At 59.0% G+C, this 16,974-nt stretch carries 16 protein-coding genes; 8 read left to right on the top strand and 8 right to left on the bottom strand.

The window, feature by feature from the left end:
- The first annotated feature begins 60 nt into the window (after positions 1 to 60).
- Together LC093_RS00215 and LC093_RS00210 are read left to right on the top strand one after the other, a co-directional pair.
- On the top strand, positions 61 to 1,032 hold the full coding sequence (locus LC093_RS00215; protein WP_226660802.1) for a hypothetical protein: 972 nt from the start codon (positions 61 to 63) through the stop codon (positions 1,030 to 1,032).
- A complete protein-coding gene (locus LC093_RS00210) occupies positions 1,022 to 1,552 on the top strand; it encodes a flavin reductase family protein (protein ID WP_226660800.1) in 531 nt (176 codons plus the stop codon). Before LC093_RS00215 ends, LC093_RS00210 begins: the two co-directional genes overlap by 11 nt.
- Positions 1,553 to 1,699: 147 nt before the next feature.
- Here LC093_RS00210 and LC093_RS00205 read toward each other — a convergent pair whose 3' ends face one another.
- The gene (locus LC093_RS00205) at positions 1,700 to 2,653 is read right to left on the bottom strand and encodes a hydroxymethylglutaryl-CoA lyase (RefSeq protein WP_226660798.1); all 954 of its coding nucleotides are present in this window, start codon (positions 2,651 to 2,653) and stop codon (positions 1,700 to 1,702) included.
- A gap of 132 nt (positions 2,654 to 2,785) precedes the next feature.
- On the opposite strand from LC093_RS00205, the gene LC093_RS00200 reads away from it, so the two are divergent.
- From LC093_RS00200 to LC093_RS00185, 4 genes are all read left to right on the top strand, one after another.
- Positions 2,786 to 3,997, top strand: coding sequence for a CaiB/BaiF CoA transferase family protein (locus LC093_RS00200; RefSeq protein WP_226660796.1), 1,212 nt, complete (start codon positions 2,786 to 2,788; stop codon positions 3,995 to 3,997).
- A gap of 72 nt (positions 3,998 to 4,069) precedes the next feature.
- Positions 4,070 to 4,759, top strand: a complete 690-nt coding sequence (locus tag LC093_RS00195; protein WP_226660793.1) for a Crp/Fnr family transcriptional regulator — start codon at positions 4,070 to 4,072, stop codon at positions 4,757 to 4,759.
- 139 nt (positions 4,760 to 4,898) lie between these two features.
- A complete protein-coding gene (locus LC093_RS00190) occupies positions 4,899 to 6,086 on the top strand; it encodes a class I SAM-dependent methyltransferase (RefSeq protein WP_226660791.1) in 1,188 nt (395 codons plus the stop codon).
- Positions 6,087 to 6,123: 37 nt separating this feature from the next.
- Positions 6,124 to 6,519, top strand: coding sequence for a hypothetical protein (locus tag LC093_RS00185; RefSeq protein ID WP_226660788.1), 396 nt, complete (start codon positions 6,124 to 6,126; stop codon positions 6,517 to 6,519).
- Between the two features lie 62 nt (positions 6,520 to 6,581).
- On the opposite strand, the gene LC093_RS00180 is transcribed toward LC093_RS00185, so the two are convergent.
- The 7 genes from LC093_RS00180 to LC093_RS00150 are packed head-to-tail and all read right to left on the bottom strand — an operon-like array spanning position 6,582 to position 15,122.
- A complete protein-coding gene (locus tag LC093_RS00180; protein WP_226660786.1) occupies positions 6,582 to 7,427 on the bottom strand; it encodes an enoyl-CoA hydratase/isomerase family protein in 846 nt (281 codons plus the stop codon).
- A gap of 39 nt (positions 7,428 to 7,466) precedes the next feature.
- Positions 7,467 to 8,843 (bottom strand): amidase, encoded by a 1,377-nt coding sequence (locus LC093_RS00175; protein ID WP_226660784.1) that lies wholly within the window; start codon positions 8,841 to 8,843, stop codon positions 7,467 to 7,469.
- Positions 8,844 to 8,874: 31 nt separating this feature from the next.
- Positions 8,875 to 10,275, bottom strand: a complete 1,401-nt coding sequence (locus LC093_RS00170; protein ID WP_226660782.1) for a phenylacetate--CoA ligase family protein — start codon at positions 10,273 to 10,275, stop codon at positions 8,875 to 8,877.
- An 18-nt stretch (positions 10,276 to 10,293) separates the two neighbouring features.
- Positions 10,294 to 11,688: an MmgE/PrpD family protein gene (locus LC093_RS00165; RefSeq protein ID WP_226660780.1), complete on the bottom strand. Its 1,395-nt coding sequence runs from the start codon at positions 11,686 to 11,688 to the stop codon at positions 10,294 to 10,296.
- A gap of 1 nt (position 11,689) precedes the next feature.
- Positions 11,690 to 13,039, bottom strand: coding sequence for an MmgE/PrpD family protein (locus tag LC093_RS00160; protein ID WP_226660778.1), 1,350 nt, complete (start codon positions 13,037 to 13,039; stop codon positions 11,690 to 11,692).
- The gene (leuD, locus tag LC093_RS00155) at positions 13,039 to 13,689 is read right to left on the bottom strand and encodes a 3-isopropylmalate dehydratase small subunit (RefSeq protein WP_226660776.1); all 651 of its coding nucleotides are present in this window, start codon (positions 13,687 to 13,689) and stop codon (positions 13,039 to 13,041) included. Before leuD ends, LC093_RS00160 begins: the two co-directional genes overlap by 1 nt.
- Positions 13,686 to 15,122 carry a 3-isopropylmalate dehydratase large subunit gene (locus tag LC093_RS00150; protein ID WP_226660774.1) on the bottom strand — a complete coding sequence of 479 codons (1,437 nt, stop codon included), beginning with the start codon at positions 15,120 to 15,122 and terminating at the stop codon, positions 13,686 to 13,688. The genes leuD and LC093_RS00150 overlap by 4 nt, the downstream gene beginning before the upstream one ends.
- Positions 15,123 to 15,222: 100 nt before the next feature.
- Between LC093_RS00150 and LC093_RS00145 the strand changes: the two genes are divergently transcribed.
- Together LC093_RS00145 and LC093_RS00140 are read left to right on the top strand one after the other, a co-directional pair.
- Positions 15,223 to 16,107: a hypothetical protein gene (locus LC093_RS00145; protein WP_226660772.1), complete on the top strand. Its 885-nt coding sequence runs from the start codon at positions 15,223 to 15,225 to the stop codon at positions 16,105 to 16,107.
- 63 nt (positions 16,108 to 16,170) lie between these two features.
- Complete coding sequence (locus LC093_RS00140) at positions 16,171 to 16,944, top strand: hypothetical protein (protein ID WP_226660770.1); 774 nt, start codon at positions 16,171 to 16,173, stop codon at positions 16,942 to 16,944.
- The last annotated feature ends 30 nt before the right edge of the window (positions 16,945 to 16,974 follow it).

Genomic DNA, 16,974 nt, shown 5'->3' with positions numbered 1-16,974 from the left:
GCAAGATCATCAGAATAAAGCCATTGCGCACAAAGATTGCGCATAACCGGTAGCAGCACTATGAGCAACGACAACAAACCCAGTAACTGGCAGCAGGCCATTGAAGGCGAATGGCACGGCCTGCCATCCCTGTTTGAGGCGGATGGTACTCACGTCGGCTACAACAAGGTAAGCCGGGCCAGCGAGTATGAAAACGGGCGCACCACCTACTGGATGAATACCCGCTTCGATGCGACCGGCCCCCTGAACGACCGCTTCGAGATCGGCTCCCCGTTCCGCTTTGGCGTGATCGATTCGGATCAGGATCGGATTTATACCGGCCCAGACTTCTTCGGTAGCGGCCGCCCCTACGGACTCCTGGTGGACTCCAACTACTTCTCGCCCGGCTGGAACGTCAATCTACGCACCATGAATCACGTGGTGCCGGAACTCGGCATCCAGGTATATTCCTCGCAGCTGTTCGAAGCCGACACCCTGGTAGGCGTGTTTAACGGCCTCTACGTGGTGACCCACGACCACGAGACTAACCCCGCTACCCAGAAACGCGTCAATGCGTTCCTGGAAAAGGAAAAACTCGACGGCAAACGCCCGTTCAACCTGCCGGTAAAACATGCTGGCAGATTTACCGGGCGCTTTGAGGTCTACAACGATAAGCAGGAGCTGGTGGGCCACAATGACGTGGTCATTCACCACAACCCGTTAAACCTGCTGCATTCCGAACAGACCATCGAGATCAGCGGTGTCGTGAATGCCAGCTGGAAAGCGATGCGTACCCGCAATGGCAATCACCACCAGTACCACGGTCCCGACATGTACGGCAACGGCATGTCTTACGGACGCTATCTGTATTCCGTACGACACGTGTACGGCGAGGCATTCAAACTGTGGTCGCGGGAAACCCAGGTAGACGAGGATTACACCCTTGTCTGTGCCTGGCAGTTTATGCAATCACAAAAAGAAAAATACACCACCTTCGGCGTCCTGCGCTGGGAACAGGGTGACCTGAAACTGGGGGCTAATCATGTCGAATGAAGCAGAACTTCTAGCTCCGGACATCGCCAGTATCGTGGAGCACAAACACAGTCTGGAACCGCTGCAGCTACGCCAGGTATTCGGCCAGTTCGCTACCGGTGTGACCATTGTCACCACCGGCAGCGATACCGGTGAAGCGGTAGGCATGACGGTGAGCAGTTTCAATACCGTGTCACTGGACCCGCCCCTGATCCTCTGGTGCATCGACAAGAAAACCGGATGCTTTGACGCCTTCGATCGCTGCAAACATTTTGCCATCCACGTACTGAGTGAACAGCAGGACGAGCTGTCCAGCCTGTTCGCCCGACGCGGTGTCGACAAGTTTTCAGACCTGGGCTACCACATGAATGAATACGGCGTGCCATTACTGCACGAGTACTGCGCCCGCCTGCAGTGTACCCTCACTGCCCGCCACGAAGGCGGCGACCACGTGATTATGGTCGGTCGGGTAGATGCCATGCATACCCAGGATCGCGCTCCCCTGATTTTCCATCGCGGCCATTACGCCCGTATTGCCTGATTTCGTTTCCCAACGTTGTACATCGTTGTTGCCGGCGGGATATCTGCCGGCTTTTTTTCACCTGCACAAGCATTCGAAAAAGCGCAATTTAAAACCGTATAAAAAAGGGAGCCATAAATCATGGCTCCCCTGAAACGCCCCAGCGCCTTATGCAAAGGCCGACAATTCACTCTTCGCGTACTGGAACCCCTTAGGCAATCCGGCATCCGGCACAAACCCAAACAACGGTTCATCCGGCAAGGCAGCCGCCAGAATTTGCCGGGCCTGCAGCAGGCGATCCATATCGACACCCGTCGAATACCCCATGGCTTCCAGCAGGAATACCAGGTCTTCGGTAACGATATTCCCGCTGGCACCTGGCGCGAACGGGCAGCCGCCAATTCCGCCCATGGAAGCATCCACCGTAGTAATGCCGGCTTCCACCGCTGCAAGGACGTTCGCCAGGCCCTGACCACGGGTATTGTGCAAATGGATACCGTGCAATGCATCGCGCCCCAAATTGGACCAGATCTTTCGGATCAGCCCACGCACCTGAACAGGGTTCCCGTAGCCAGTGGTATCCGACAGGCCGATTTCGTCGCACCCGGCCGCCATCAGAGCCTCACCCAGCCGCAGCACGGCATCTTCCGCAACCGGGCCTTCCAGGGTGCAACCGAAGCAGGTTGAAAGGCTACCCTCAAAACTGGGGCGCTGTTCCGGCGGCAATTGATCAAGCAGCGCGCGGATTCCACGCACCTCATCCAGAACCTGTTCATGCGTCCTGCGCAGGTTCTTCAAACTATGGGTCTCACTGACGGATAACGGAATGGTGAGCTTGTGCGCGCCGGCCGCGACCGCATCCTGGGCCCCGCGCAGGTTGGGCACCAGCACCGCAACACTCAACCCGGCAATGGACCTGGCATAGCGCACTATTTCCGCGGTATCCGCCAATTGTGGTAATACCTTGGCGGGCACAAATGAACCAACTTCGATTTCACGCAAGCCGGCGGCAGCAAGCGCAGCAATCCAGCGCTTCTTGTCTTCCGTGGCCATGATTGAGGAAATACTCTGCAGGCCATCCCGCGGCCCGACCTCACTAATTTCAATATCTGTTCTACTCACATCGCCCCCATGTTTTCTCAAAGCCTGCACCATTACCCCCTGTGCACCCACACTTCTTGACCTATTGATATATTATTATAACATATTATCCTATTGCGACATAAACCAATGCATGACACTGGAGAGCCCTGCATGGCACAACAGGAAGACTTGCCGCTTGCCGGCATCAAGGTGGTCGAGTTTACCCATATGGTGATGGGCCCGGCTGCGGGCGGCATCCTCGCCGACCTGGGAGCGGAGGTCACCAAAGTCGAACCTTGCCAGGGCGACAACACTCGCCGCCTGCAGGGTTCCGGGGCCGGCTATTTCGCCATGTACAACCGCAACAAGCGCAGCCTGGCGCTGGACCTCAAGTCTGCCGAAGGCAAAGATATTGCGCTGCGCCTTGTGGACCAAGCCGATGTGGTCATCGAAAACTTTCGCCACGGCGCGATGGATCGGCTCGGGCTTGGCTATACCGCACTCAGTGCGCGTAATCCGCGGCTGGTGTACTGCTCACTCAAGGGCTTCCTCAGTGGTCCATACGAACACCGCACGGCTTTGGATGAAGTGACACAAATGATGGGCGGCCTCGCCTATATGACCGGCCTGCCGGATCGCCCGCTACGCGCAGGCACCTCGGTCGTCGACATCACCGGCGGCATGTTCGGGGTTATCGCCATTCTGGCAGCGCTACAGCAACGCCAGCACAGCGGACGCGGCCAGCAGGTGACCAGCTCACTGTTCGAAACCACCGCTTACCTGGTAGGCCAACATATGGCGCAGCAGGCGGTAACCGGCGAAGAGCCACCTCCGATGTCGGTTCGCCGCAGTGCCTGGTCGATCTACGACATCTTCCACAGCGCAGAGAATGAACGGGTTTTCGTCGGCGTGGTGAGCGATACCCTGTGGCGCGCTTTCTGTGCAGAATTCGACCTCGACGACCTGGCCGCAGATCCCGCCCTTGGCACTAACGCCGGGCGCGTTGCCGCGCGTGAACATCTGATCCCGCGTATCAGCGCCCTGTTTGCGAGTCTGTCAAAAGCCGAGTTGATGGCGAAACTGGATCGCGCCGGGATTCCCTTCGCCCCCATTAACAAGCCGGCCGATTTGTTTGACGACCCGCACCTTAACGCCTCTGGAGGCCTGGTACCGGTCACTCTGGAGAACGGCCAGCAGACCCGGTTGCCGGCCCTGCCAGTGGAGTTCGCCGGCCGGCGCCTGGGCGTCCGCCGGGATCTGCCGTCCGCAGGCGAGCACAGCCTTGAAGTAGCGCGATCCCTGGGATTAAGCGATGACCAGATTGATGCGTTGGTCACTCACGGCCTGCTCAAGGGCATTGACCAACCGGTTCCCGAAAGCTGACTCTGCATGACATAGACAGAAACGCTTATTGGGTTTAGTCTGCGGGAATAATAATTATGAGGAAGGGTGACGGTGAACAGCCCCGCATTAAAACCCCCGGAAACATTTTTTCATTCCCGTCTGTTCCGCGGCCTTGGCAATGAAGAGCTCGCGGAACTAACGGCCATCTGTCAGCGCCGGCGCATTTCCGCTGGCGAGCAGCTGATCAAGCAACACAGCACTGCGCAAAATGTCTACGTGATTGTCTCCGGCACGCTGATGATCGAGCGTCTTTCCCGCTCCGGCCGCCGGCAAGTGATCGCCTTCGCCTATTCCGGCGACTACATCGGTTTCACCAATACGGACGACTATGAATACAGCGTCGTCGCACTACGGGAAACCGAACTGCAGTGTTTCATCCGCAGGGACTTTCTTTCCCTCGTGGACAAATCCACCACGCTCAAGACCAACGCGCGCCAGATCGGCGGCAACGTACTGGCGCAAACACTGGATCAGCTATTTGCCCTGGGACAGAAAAAGGCCCACGAACGCCTGTGCTTCCTGCTCGCGCAAATCGGGAGGCGCCAGTGCGGCACCCAGAATGCCGACATCGAATTGATCATGAGCCGACAGGATATTGCCGACTATCTCGGCCTCACCATTGAAACCGTCAGCCGCGCCTTTGCCCGCCTCAAGTCCATGCAACTGATTGAAATTGTGAGCGCCCACCGCATTCGCATTCTTGATCGCAGCGTGCTCGAAGAACTGGCCAGCGTCCACTAGCTTATGCAAGGGCACCGGCCGCGCCCGGTGCTCGCTGTGCAGCAGACCCGCACTACTCGCCCCAGTTGACAATTGTCATGGGCAATGTGCAGCACACCGCTAGACTACGGAAAAATCCTCGCAAATCGCGGAGTTTCCCATGGCAAGTGCAGATCGGCAGGCACCGCCCGCCTGGAATGCGGTCGGACGACACGGCGTATTCCCGCAGGCAAGTCACGATGAAGTAGCCCGGTTTAATTTCCTCACCAACCTGAATATTCACCTGGCATCCCAACTGCTGCCCGGGGTCCGCAAGGCCTTCGACCGTCGCGTGGAAGACGGTGCTACGCCGGCAAACCGGCGCGAAGTGGGTGAACTGATGAGACGCGAGCCCCTGTATCAGCTGTGGAGCTGCCTGCGCCGCAACACCATGGAAATGCGGCAGCAGAACAGCCGCGCCATGGTATTTCGCCAGCTGCCGGAATTAGTCACAAAGGCGAACCAGCTGAATGAGGGCAGTGAAACACTGCAATTGAACCCTGCAGTGAAAGTGCCCCGCTATATCAGCGCGGTGGATATTCACTGTATGCCAGGGGGCTATCACACCGAATACTGCAAGGACGATATCGCTGCAGGCGCCAACTACGACAGTGGGATTTTTGTCACTACTGCAGGCATGTTGGGCCGCTACAGCGACGGAGGCGGTCAAGCCCTTGTTGAGTGGCTACGGGAGCAGGCAGAAGCAGGCTACCGGCCTCGCCGCATTCTCGATATCGGCTGTACCGTCGGGCACAACATCGTGCCCCTCGCGCAAGCCTTTCCCGAGACAGAAATCCTCGCCATCGACGTGTCTGCACCAATGCTGCGCTACGCCAACGCACGGGCCAAATCCCTGGGGATCAAAAATATTACGTTCCGCCAGGAAAACGCCGAGGCCATCGACGCCGAGGACGGCAGCTTTGACCTGATCATCACCTGCATGTTCCTGCACGAAACCTCGAGCCGGGCGCTGCCGCGTATTCTCGGTGAAACCCATCGCCTGCTGGCGAACGGCGGCAAGGTAGTGCACATCGAGCAACCCCAATTCACATCGGACATGCCACCGTACGAGCAGTTCATGCGCGACTGGGATACCCGCAATAACAACGAGCCTTTCTGGGGCACCCTGCATGACCTGGACCTGTTCGAGGCCATCGAACGGGCCGGGTTTGCGCGGGACAATATCTCTACCCTGGGCCTGTATGCGGTCGTCGACGAAACTTTGTTTCCCAGCGCCGCGAAAGCCGACACGGACAATGAAGACTATGGCCGCAAGCCGGCCTGGCACGCATACATTGCGAGCAAATAAACGAATAAGCCATTCACCAGTTATCGGGAGTGATGCCATGACGCTGGATCCAATCACCATGGCGGGCAACAAGGCCCGGGGCAAACGCCCGATGTATTTCAAGGATGCGGATATCGATCGGTTGATGTCGATCCTGATGGCCGTTGCCGGTGAACTGGCAGTAAGCCGCGAGCGCATCGACACATTGGAGCGCCTGCTCGACGCACGCGGTCTGCTCGAGCGCGAGGCCATTGACAGTTACGAGCCCGACTCAGAAGCCGCGCGTGAACGGGGCTTATGGCACCAGGATTTTATTGCGCGGATACTGCGCGTGGTACAGCAGGAAATCGAACAGTTCGACGAAGATCGCGAGGCACGCCAGCTGGCCCGCAAAGAAAAAGTGAGCGCGACCACTGAGCTTGAAGAACTCATCGAGGAGCTGGCCAACAGCTAAACAATCCAGGACATGCAGACGATTGTCGGTTCACCGACAAACGTGCGCAGACAAAAGCTCAATCACTTTTCAGGCCAGCGGAAATCCGCTTTCCGCCGCTGCAGAAATGCCACACAACCCTCGGCAAAATCCGGTTCGGAAAACGCTTCGTCAAACGCGTGCAGGAGAGCCGGTTTGGTCTCACCACTCCCTTCATCATTACCTCCGGCGAGGTAGCGCAGCGTAGCCTTTGTCCAACGCAGTGAATACTGGGAGTTATCCAGCAGGCTCTGGATAAGGGCCCATGCGCGGTCCTCAAATTCCACACCCTCGGCAACGTGCTGGACCAGACCAATCTGCTGAGCACGTGCCGCGCTGACCGGCAATCCCGTAAGCAACATATCCCGCGCATTGGCATCCCCCACAGCCCGCAACAGTCGCTTGGTATCAACCTGGCTGTAAAGGATGCCAAGCTTGGCGGGAGTGATGGCGAAGTTTGCCGTGGCCTCCGCCAGGCGAATATCACATGCGAGCGCCAGCCCGCAGCCGCCGCCGTAACAGGCGCCGCGAATCAATGCGATCGTAGGCCGCGGGAGCTGCTCGAGCTTGAGCTGTACATCGCGGATCAGGGCATTCTGCCGGCGCATCTCTGCCGGGTCGCCCATTGCCTGGGTCAATTCTTCAATATTGGCCCCGGCACAGAAGGCGCGTTCCCCTGCCCCGCTGAGTAGCACGGCCCGTACCCCATCATCGGCGGCGACGCGATCGAGTAGTGCCGAGAGCTGCTCCCACATCGCAACGGTCATCGCATTGCGCTGGGTAGGGTTGGCAATGGTAATCCGTGCCAGTGCGCCATCGAGACTGAAATCAATGCACGGCGTATTTACACCGGTATCCACCACCGGCTTCGTTGGTGTATCCATCGTCATTTTCAGTCTCCCAGATACAGAGCTATACCAAACAAGCGTTCACGCCGTCACTGCCAGCGCACGCTCTTCCAACCACTCCTGAAGCGCTACCGAGATATTCAGCAGCGCCGACTCTGCACCAGCGCGGCCGATAATCTGAACCCCAAACGGTAACCCGTCCGATGAAACAGCAAGCGGGATGCTGACCGCCGCATAGCCGGCCATATTTGCGACACTGGTGAGATTCGCCTGATTCACCGGCGCTGCCTCAGCAAAAGGAAATGCCGTTTGCGGGGCGGTGGGTGTCAACAGAAAATCAGCCCCCTGCAACTGGCCACTCAACCAGTTACCGGCCTCTTCCACCGCATCCATTGCACGCACCAGATCTGGCGCGGAGCGCTGTGCTCCCCACTGCAACAACCCCCGTAACTGATCTGAAAACAGCTCCGGTTGCTCCTGCAGCTCAGAGGCAAACGCAACATTTGCCTCCGCCTCGCACAGCAACAGCCCGGCGCGGCGAATCGCAGAAAAATCGATCGCGGAAAATGCTCTCGACAATTTTTGCACCCCGGGCAAGGTATCGCTCAAGTTCCGGAATGCCCCGCTGATTTCCCCATCGACACCAACCTCTTCGCAGTCGCGCATTACTGCCCAACGCACGTTACCCAGGTCGATTTTCTTCGGCAGCGGCAGCTCGCCAGACGTATCTTCACTGAGTAGTGGCCAGAGCGTACAAAGGTCACGGGCGGATCTTGCCAACGGCCCCACAGTGTCGAGCTGACGGCAGAGGCGCGTAACGCCCTCCATACGGATATGATCCCGCCCGGGTTTCAGACCGGCGACGCCACAGTAGCTGGCGGGGATACGTACCGAACCCATGGTATCGGTGCCGAGCGCAAACGCGCAGAGACCGGCGGCCACTGCTGCACCCGAGCCTCCGCTGGATCCCCCCGGGGTATAACCGGGCCGCAGGGGATTCTCACAGCGGCCCCAGTGGGGATTATCGTTGGTCGCGCCGAGCGCAATTTCATGCATATTCAGCTTGCCCAGCACGATCACGCCCGCCGCGCGCAAGCGCGCCACTACGGGCGCATCTTGCGCTGCAATCGGGGCAGTACCACGATAACCAAGGCCATTCGCAGTCGGCATCCCGGCCACATCGATGTTGTCTTTCACCGCACAGGTCAACCCATCGAGTACAGACAGGGGCTGCCCCTTGCGCCGCCGCACGTCAGCCTCTCGCGCCGCATTCATTGCGCCCTCGCGATCCAGGTGCACAAACGCATTGATACTGTCCTGACTACGTGCAATGGCCGCCAGCGTGCGCGCCGTCAGCGCCTGACTGCTGAGCTCCCCGCACTGCAGGCAGGCCGCCAGTGCCGTGGCGTCCTTGGCAAGAATGTCGTCACTGATACCAGGGTGAAGCTTTCGAGACATGGGCTTTTTCCAGCGAAGAATTCGCACAGTTTCAACCAAACCGCCGGTCAATCAAACGCAGGGGTTTCTGCCGGCGGTCGATCTCGGTCCACTGGGCTGTAGCGCCTGCCGACACCGGCTCCACCCCCACTTCCAGACCCAGCTTGCGTTTCAGTAACGCGCCACATTGCTCCCCGATCGACGGGTGTTCCGCCACCGGCGCATTCACTTCCACCATGACCGTGAGTGTCTCGCGGCCAGCGTCGTCGCGCTCGGCAATACACACGTATTCGCCGGTAAAGCTTTCCAGCTCCGCCAGCATGCCGCCAATTCCGTGCGGATAAACGTTAATGCCCCGCAGCTTGACCATATTGTCGGAACGGCCGAGGAAACCGCGAATACGCCTGAACGGTAAATTGAACGGATTTTCCCCAGGAATCTCCGAGGTAATGTCACAGGTATTGAACCGGATAACCGGATAAATATCGTCTTTGTATAGACAGGTCACAACCATGTTGCCGGTATCACCGGCGGTTACCGCCTGGCCACTATCCACATCCAGCAACTCCAGGTAGTGCGCGTCTTCCCACACATACAATCCGTTCTGGTCAGGCCCCTCCGCGGCAATACAACCGGTATCAGCAACGCCGTACCAGTCATAAAGCGCGGCACCACCCCAGGCTTCGCTCAGTGCTGCGCGGGTTTCCTGGCCGAGGTGGCCGATGATCATATCGATGCGCAGGTCTTCACCGGGTTTCAGCCCCTGCTCTTCCGCGACACTGGCGAGCTTCTTGATGTAATCCGCAAAGCCAACCAGAACGTTGACGCCAAAGTCCTGCATCAACTGTACCTGCTGGGCGGATCGGGTTTCGAGACCGGTACCGGCGGAGAGAAACAGCGCGTTGGTATAGCGCGTAACCGCCTCGCGGATGTAGTGGCCTCCGTTGATCATGCCGTGCCCGTAAGTCGACTGAACTGTAGCCCCGGGTTTCAGCCCCATAAAACGGTAGGCCCGGGCCACCAGCATGGCCTGAATCTCGCGCCCACGCGGTCCGAAAATAATCGGCTGCGGCCTGCCGGTGGTGCCACTGGTGGTATGAAAAACGATCGGTGGGCGCTGTTCCGGAGCCAGTCCTTCCAGCCCACTGAAATCGCCGATGGGGGGAAACTGCTCCACGCTCTGCATGATGTCCGACTTGGAAAATACCGGCAGTTTTTCGATGTCATCGATACTGCAGATATCACCGGGTTCGATTCCGGCTTCGCCCCACAGGCGCTGATAAAAGGGTATTTCCCAGCCACGCGCCATCAATTTGAGAAAACGTTGATTTTGCAGGTCACGCAGTTCATCGCGGGACATGCCCGTATAACGCTCCAGAAACGCATCGCCGAGGGGGTAATCCGCCAGCGCCTGCTGTACATCAAAACTCTCGAAATAGCTTGGGTATGGCATGAAAAATCCGCGCTCTCTTCAGGTGGTGGCAACAACAGGCTGCTGTTCGGGTGTCAGCAGCTCAGTCAATTGGGTAATGCTGGACAGGTGATCCAGTTGATCTATCTGCATAGTGATTTCATCGGCCTGCGCCGGACCCATGGGATAACGGGCGGAGGCGAGACACCGGGTAAATTTATCCTGCTGCCGGACCCGACTCAGGGGGCTGTCGGGATGGCCGAGAATGGCCAGCATTTCCCGCCGGTATTCGGTGCCATTGTGCAGGCGCACAGTTACCGCCTGAGGCGCGAGCGCGTTCGGGTCTTCGCTTGCAGAAGGCTGCATTCCGATACGCGCAGCCAGCGCCAGCCTTGCCGGATCGTGCAATGCAGCATCGTCAAAATCCTGCACGCCAACATCACCGGTGATCAGCAGCGTGGCCGACACGTATCCGATACACAGCCGCGCATAATTCACGCTCATCCCTGGCATTGCCGGCCTGTCCACCAGACGGCGTACCAGCGGCGGCGCCTCGATACTTACAGATTCAATATCTTGTGCAGCAAACCCATGTTGCGTGCGCAACTGCATCAGCGCATCCAGTGTGCCGTGTGCGGCACGCCCGGTGGGAAACGGTTTGTGGCTTACGCGGGCAATCTGCCACTCCTGTCCCAGCAGCGCGAAGGCCTCAGACGCTTTACCATCGGACTCCATAATGGAGAAATAGCCGTAATCGCCACTCAAAAACTGTTCGGGACCCACAAGGCCAAACCCCGCCATGTCCGCCGCCACAATCGCATTACGTGCATTGAATGCGACCTGCATCGGTAACACTGCCACGCCTTCAGTGTGGGCCTGCATGGTGCCGCCGGTCTGACTGTAGGCAATGGCCATGGCGTGCTGGATCTGCTCGGCGCTATATCCACGCAGTCGCGCGAGCCCTGCTGCGGCGCCAATGCAACCGGCGGTTCCCGGGCGAAAAAAACGCATGGGTTTGTCAGCGCTCATACCCAGCACAGTGGCGACATCCACCGCCAGCGCAAGTGCCAGTATCAGTGTGCGACCGTCGCAGCCACGGGCTTCGGCCTCAGCCAACAGTGCCGACAGAATGACCGCCATCGGATGCACTACGGCCGACTCGTGGACGCAATCAAACTCCTGACAGTGGATCTGGTAGGCATTGACCATGGCTGCATGGGCGACAGGAAGCCGCACATCCGTGCCCCATACCTGGGCCGACTTGTCAGGCCCTGTGCTTCCCCAGCCGATTGCCGTGTGCAGAAGATCTGCCGCATGGGGCAGCCGCGACCCGCTGATGCCCACCCCGACCGAATCGAGGATGAAAATTTTGCAGGCCTCCACTGCAGCGCTGTCGAGCTGCTCAAACTGCGTCCCGGCCACGTGCTGAACCAGCCGCTGTTCATAACCCTGCACATCAACCTCCCAGTGCACGCAGTGCAGTAAACAGTCCGCCAAGGTCTTGCTGTTCGCGGAGGTTCAATACGACTTCCACAATATCCGCCGCCGGCTCCACAGCGACGCCGCCCGCCGCGAACAATACACGCGCCTTGCTGACGATATCCTCGCCGGTGAGGGGCCACTCGGGATCGCCCCAGGCATCGCGCACAATCGCTTCGCGCTCGGTGCCATCATTCAGTATCAAACGCACCGTTGCACTGAAGTGCCCCGGGTATGCGCGCTGGTGTTCTTCATCCACGTGCAGCGTGACTTTGGCCCGTAGCGCGGCCACATCCTCTCGTTGCAGGAAGTTTTGTTCAAAGTGATGGATCTCGGGTGTACCGCAGAGTAACGCCACCGCGGCGCAGTGCTGCAGGCTGAAACGCGCTTGCGCGGGAGATTCTGGCTGCGGACGGTCGCAAAAGATGAGTCCGTCAGCATAGGTACTGATATGCAGTGCACGGATGTCATCACTCGCAATCCTCCCCAATGAACGCACAGCGTCAATCGCAGGGTGGGTATGACGACAGGCTGGCCAGGGTTTGAAACTGCACTGGAATAACAGCCAGCCATCAGCTGCATGATCGACAACGGCGAGCGGCATCGCCTGGGAAGAAGTCGCGGCAAAGAAGCCCTGAGTGCCTTCGAGCAGGCTAGCCGGACCGCGTAACTGCTGCGATGCCAGTAGCGCCGACTGCACACCCGCGTGTGCCGCGCCCGCGTTGTGCAGGTGCTTGGTCTCCACCGCTTCGTGTCGCATCTGCCAGAAACCGCCAGTACGGCTACCGGCATTGGCCAGCGCCCAGACCATTTCCTCATGATTGAGGCCGAGCAAGCGTGCGGCGGCGGCCGCGGCACCAAAACTGCCGCAGGTCGAAGTACTGTGATACAGCGCATAGTGATCGCGACCCAGTGCCCGCCCGATTCGGATCATGGCCTCGTAGCCCACCACAATGGCCTCGAGCAGCGCGCGAGGGCTGGCCTTCACCATCTCGGCGACAGCCAGCGCGGCCGGGATAATGACCGGCCCGGGATGCAACGTGGAAGTGCGATGCAGGTCGTCCATCTCGGACACACTGCCAAGCGCGCCGTTTAGCTGCAACGCATCCTGCCAGCAACTATTGCGCCCGGCGAGACTCCAGTATTCCCCGGGCGCTCCCCACGTTTCCAGGTAGTTCTTGAGTTTTCCAGCCAGCTCGCTTTGCGCCCCGTAAACGGCGCAACCCAACCAGTCGAGCAGGTGCATCTGAGCGCGCTCCAGAGCGGCTTCATCGATATCTCGATCCAGCAGGAGCACCAGCTGCTGCAGGAGTGTCATGGGTTGCATTACGGCAGTACTCCTTCCACACATTCTTCCAATGGGGCAAATGCCCAGGCATGTTCTTTGCGACGCGCCTGCTCAAAGCTATCGATCGCTTTTCGCTGCTTAAGAGTCAACGCAATGGGATCGAGCCCGTTTAACAACATTTCACGCGCGCCCTCTTCCAGGAAAAAGTCGCATGTAAAGTCGCCACACCGGATATGGCATTGCTGCAAGTCGATGGTCACGGCGTTGTTTTGCGGATCCCGCTGTACCCGTTCCGCTAACGCACTGATTTCGCTTTCGTCCAGGCGTACCGGCAACACACCATTGCGGATGCAATTGGTGTGAAAAATTGCTCCAAAGCCCGAGGCAATCACCGCACGGATACCATATTCCGCCAGCGCCCATACCGCGTGTTCACGGGATGAGCCGCAACCGAAATTGTCACCGGCCAGCAAGATTGAAGTGTGCTGGTATTCAGGGCCGTTCAATACAAACGATGGATTGGGCTCGCGGCCGCCCGGCAAGGTATAACGCCAGGCCGCGAACAAGCCTTCGCCCAACCCGCGCTTGGATACGCGCTTCATTTCCCGCGAAGGGATGATCGCGTCGGTATCAATATTGCGGCGCAACAGTGGTGCCGCTATCCCCGTATGACAGATAAACGGTTTCATGCAATCAGTGACTCGCTCGCTACCAGCATTTCCGCTGAGGTGATCGACCCGGTAATCGCCGAGGCGGCTACCGTCGCAGGACTGGCGAGGTGCGTGCGCGTATTCGGCCCCTGACGCCCTTCAAAATTTCGGTTGGTGGTGGAAATGACACGCTGGAATTCGCCGAAGGTTTCACCGCCCGCGTAGAAACACATGGAGCAGCCCGAGTCGCGCCATTCGAATCCGGCATCGACAAAAATTCGGTCGAGGCCCTCACGCTCCGCTGCCTTTTTCACGCGGCGGGAACCCGGCACTACCACTCCACGCACGCCATGGGCAATCCGACGCCCCTTGACCACTTCGGCAGCAGCACGCAAGTCGCTGAGCCGGCTGTTAGTGCAGGAACCGATGAAAGCCGCATTGACCGCAATGTCCGCAATCTGTTCACCGGCCTGCAGCCCCTGGTACTGGAGCGCTCGCAGCGCAGCTTCTCGCCGGTGGGGCTCGGTAAAACTGTGCACATCCGGAATACAACCGCCAATGCCTGCAACCTGCTCGGGACTGGTACCCCAGGTCACTACCGGTTCGATCACCCCCGCATCCACGTGCAGCTCGCACTCAAAGGTCGCTCCGGCATCGCTGCGTAGGCTCCGCCAGTATTCGACCGCCTCGCGCCAGTGCTCGCCTTTTGGGGCAAAGTCCCGCCCCGCCAGATAGGCTTCCACTTTGTCATCAGGCGCAATCACCGCTGTAAATGCCGAAAACTCGACTGCCATATTGCAGAGAGTGAAGCGGGCCTCGACATCCAGTTGCGCGATCGCCGTGCCGGCAAACTCCACCGCATAACCGGCACCGCCATTGGCACCGAACTGTGCAATAAGATGCAGGACAAGATCCTTCGCGGTCACACCCGGGCGCAACGTGCCATCGACCACTATGCGCATATTTTTCGGCTTGCGCACTCGCAGAGTTCCGGTGGCGAGCGCATGCTCGGCTTCACTGGAACCAATGCCCCAGGCCAGCGCGCCAATGGCTCCCTGGGTACAGGTATGACTGTCCGGACAAACCAACGTCAGGCCCGGTAGCACCAGTCCCTGTTCCGGGGAAATCACATGCACAATGCCCTGGTCCGGATCGTTCACATCGAACAGGCGGATATCCGCCGCTTGGGTTTCATGGCGGGTAGCCACGATAAATTCGGAACCGGAAGGCATCAGCGTTTTATCGCCGCGGCCGGGAAAGGTGTCGACAATGTGGTCCATAGTGCAGAAGACCCGCCGGGCATCCCGCACACCATAACCGGCACTGTGCAGACTCTGCAGGGCAATGGATCCTGTGCGCTCATGCAGGAACACGCGATCGATATAGAGAAGCGCCTCCCCGTTACCGAGATCACACACGCTATGTGCCGACCACAGCTTGTCGAATAGAGTACTCGCCCCCGATATCGCCATATTCCCTGCCCTCCTGTACCCTCGGGTCAGATAAGATCTTTTTTCTCAATATTTGATATATTATTATAACATTAGAACTTTGAGAACAACGGATTTCCCGATGAGCACATCTGATTCGAACCCAGCACTCGGCCCCTGCTGTCTGGCTACCCTGGCAAGCGCGGACGCCGCACGCCTGGTGGACGACTACTGCAGCTACCTGCACTGCCAGGTTCTCGCCAGCGAATCCCTGGCCGCGCCGATGACCACACAATGGGGATGTCCATCACTGGCCGGCGCACGCTACTGGCTGCTCGGCAACATCCTGGGTCGTCCGTGGCTACGCATCGTCGAAGATTTCAACGCAGAGCCAGCCACCCCGCTGGCCTGTGCCGGCTGGATGGCGATGGAGGTTCTGGTGGAGGATGTGGATGGGCTGGCAGCCTCGCTGGCAGATTCACCATTCAAGGTATTGCGCCCGGTGGCCAACCTGGAACTCAGTGACAAGATCCGTGCGGTGCAGGTGCAGGGACCCGCTGGCGAATTGCTGTACCTCACACAGATTGCCGGGGATGTCCCGCCCTTTCAGCTCCCCCAGGCTACCTGCGCGGTCGACCACTTGTTTATTCCGGTACTCGCCAGTACGGATCGCACAGCCTCCCTCGCCCGCTACGAATCGCTGGCGCGGCACAGCGGCCTCAGCTTTGACACAAAGGTGACCGTCATCAACCAGTTGCGCGACCTGCCCATGGATCAGCAGCATCCGCTGGCGACGCTGCAACTGGCAGACAGTACCCTGATCGAAATCGATCAGCTGGATAAGCTTGCCATCGCTCCCGGTGAACCCCACACCCTGGCGGGCGGCATCGCCATGGTGACCTTTTACATCGACCATCTTCCCGAGCAGGCCGAAGCGCACATGCACGAAGCGCCCCCCTATAACGGGCGCCGCAGCTGCACCCTGCACGGCCACGACGGCGAGCGAATTGAATTGATCGAGTGCTGATTAACGGCAACCGACACCGGCGCGCAAACAACAATTACCGAAAACCAATAACAAGAGAAGCCCATGCCCTACCGCAGCATTCGAGGACATATTCGTTATACCAGCCGCAAACCCGAGCGCCTTGGCCACGAGCGGGGCCGCGAGTTTTTCAATATAAGCCAGCAGACCGACGGTACCGATGTATTACAGGCGCACTGCGAGATCGACGATGCCCCCAGTGTTACGCGGGACATTGTGCAGGCATTGCGCCACAGCGATTCGGCACCGCTGGACTGCTCCGTGCGCCTGACCGTAGGGGATAAATTTGAGGGCAGTGGCTGGTTCCGGTTTACCAACAAACTCGCTGAATGCGAAACCTTCAACCAGCGCGATGGGCGTATCAGCCAGCGCATCGAACTGGCCGCCCCGGTGCAGTGGATGCAGTGCCACCCGATTGCCGGAGACGGCCTGCTGATGCGTCTTTACGACCTTTCCAAAGGGCCAGGCAAACAGCACTTCCCGCACATGATGCTGTCATCACCGGATCACAGGGGTGCAACCGGCCCGCTGCTGTTCAAGATGGGGTTTTCACTGGTGTATGTGGGAGAAACCGAAATCACCGTGGAGGCCGGCACCTTCCGCGCGCGGCACTTCCAGGTGACCGATACTGCAGCGGACCTGCCGGAAGAGCATCCGCCCTACAACGTCTGGTGCACTGCCGACGACGACTACCTGCTGCTGCGTGCCGAGGTGGAAGGCTATATGCAGACCCGCTACGAACTGGCGGAAGTGCAATATTTCGAATCCCACGAGGGCGTCACCAGCGCACAGCAGCCCGTCACAGAACCTGCAATCTGACCCCCCTACCCCCGGGCCGGAATTGACAAT

Source organism: Microbulbifer aggregans (assembly GCF_020524005.1).
Taxonomy (GTDB): Bacteria; Pseudomonadota; Gammaproteobacteria; order Pseudomonadales; family Cellvibrionaceae; genus Microbulbifer; species Microbulbifer aggregans_A.
Note: the sequence above shows the minus strand (reverse complement) of the source record. Positions and strands in the feature narration are given on the sequence as shown.

Excerpts from the sequence above, each read along its gene's own strand:
- LC093_RS00215 (WP_226660802.1), top strand. The coding sequence starts at position 61 with ATGAGCAACGACAACAAACCCAGTAACTGGCAGCAGGCCATTGAAGGC.
- LC093_RS00210 (WP_226660800.1), top strand. The coding sequence starts at position 1,022 with ATGTCGAATGAAGCAGAACTTCTAGCTCCGGACATCGCCAGTATCGTG.
- LC093_RS00200 (WP_226660796.1), top strand. The coding sequence starts at position 2,786 with ATGGCACAACAGGAAGACTTGCCGCTTGCCGGCATCAAGGTGGTCGAG.
- LC093_RS00190 (WP_226660791.1), top strand. The coding sequence starts at position 4,899 with ATGGCAAGTGCAGATCGGCAGGCACCGCCCGCCTGGAATGCGGTCGGA.
- LC093_RS00185 (WP_226660788.1), top strand. The coding sequence starts at position 6,124 with ATGACGCTGGATCCAATCACCATGGCGGGCAACAAGGCCCGGGGCAAA.
- LC093_RS00180 (WP_226660786.1), bottom strand. The coding sequence starts at position 7,427 with ATGACGATGGATACACCAACGAAGCCGGTGGTGGATACCGGTGTAAAT.
- LC093_RS00175 (WP_226660784.1), bottom strand. The coding sequence starts at position 8,843 with ATGTCTCGAAAGCTTCACCCTGGTATCAGTGACGACATTCTTGCCAAG.
- LC093_RS00170 (WP_226660782.1), bottom strand. The coding sequence starts at position 10,275 with ATGCCATACCCAAGCTATTTCGAGAGTTTTGATGTACAGCAGGCGCTG.
- LC093_RS00160 (WP_226660778.1), bottom strand. The coding sequence starts at position 13,039 with ATGCAACCCATGACACTCCTGCAGCAGCTGGTGCTCCTGCTGGATCGA.
- leuD (WP_226660776.1), bottom strand. The coding sequence starts at position 13,689 with ATGAAACCGTTTATCTGTCATACGGGGATAGCGGCACCACTGTTGCGC.
- LC093_RS00150 (WP_226660774.1), bottom strand. The coding sequence starts at position 15,122 with ATGGCGATATCGGGGGCGAGTACTCTATTCGACAAGCTGTGGTCGGCA.
- LC093_RS00145 (WP_226660772.1), top strand. The coding sequence starts at position 15,223 with ATGAGCACATCTGATTCGAACCCAGCACTCGGCCCCTGCTGTCTGGCT.
- LC093_RS00140 (WP_226660770.1), top strand. The coding sequence starts at position 16,171 with ATGCCCTACCGCAGCATTCGAGGACATATTCGTTATACCAGCCGCAAA.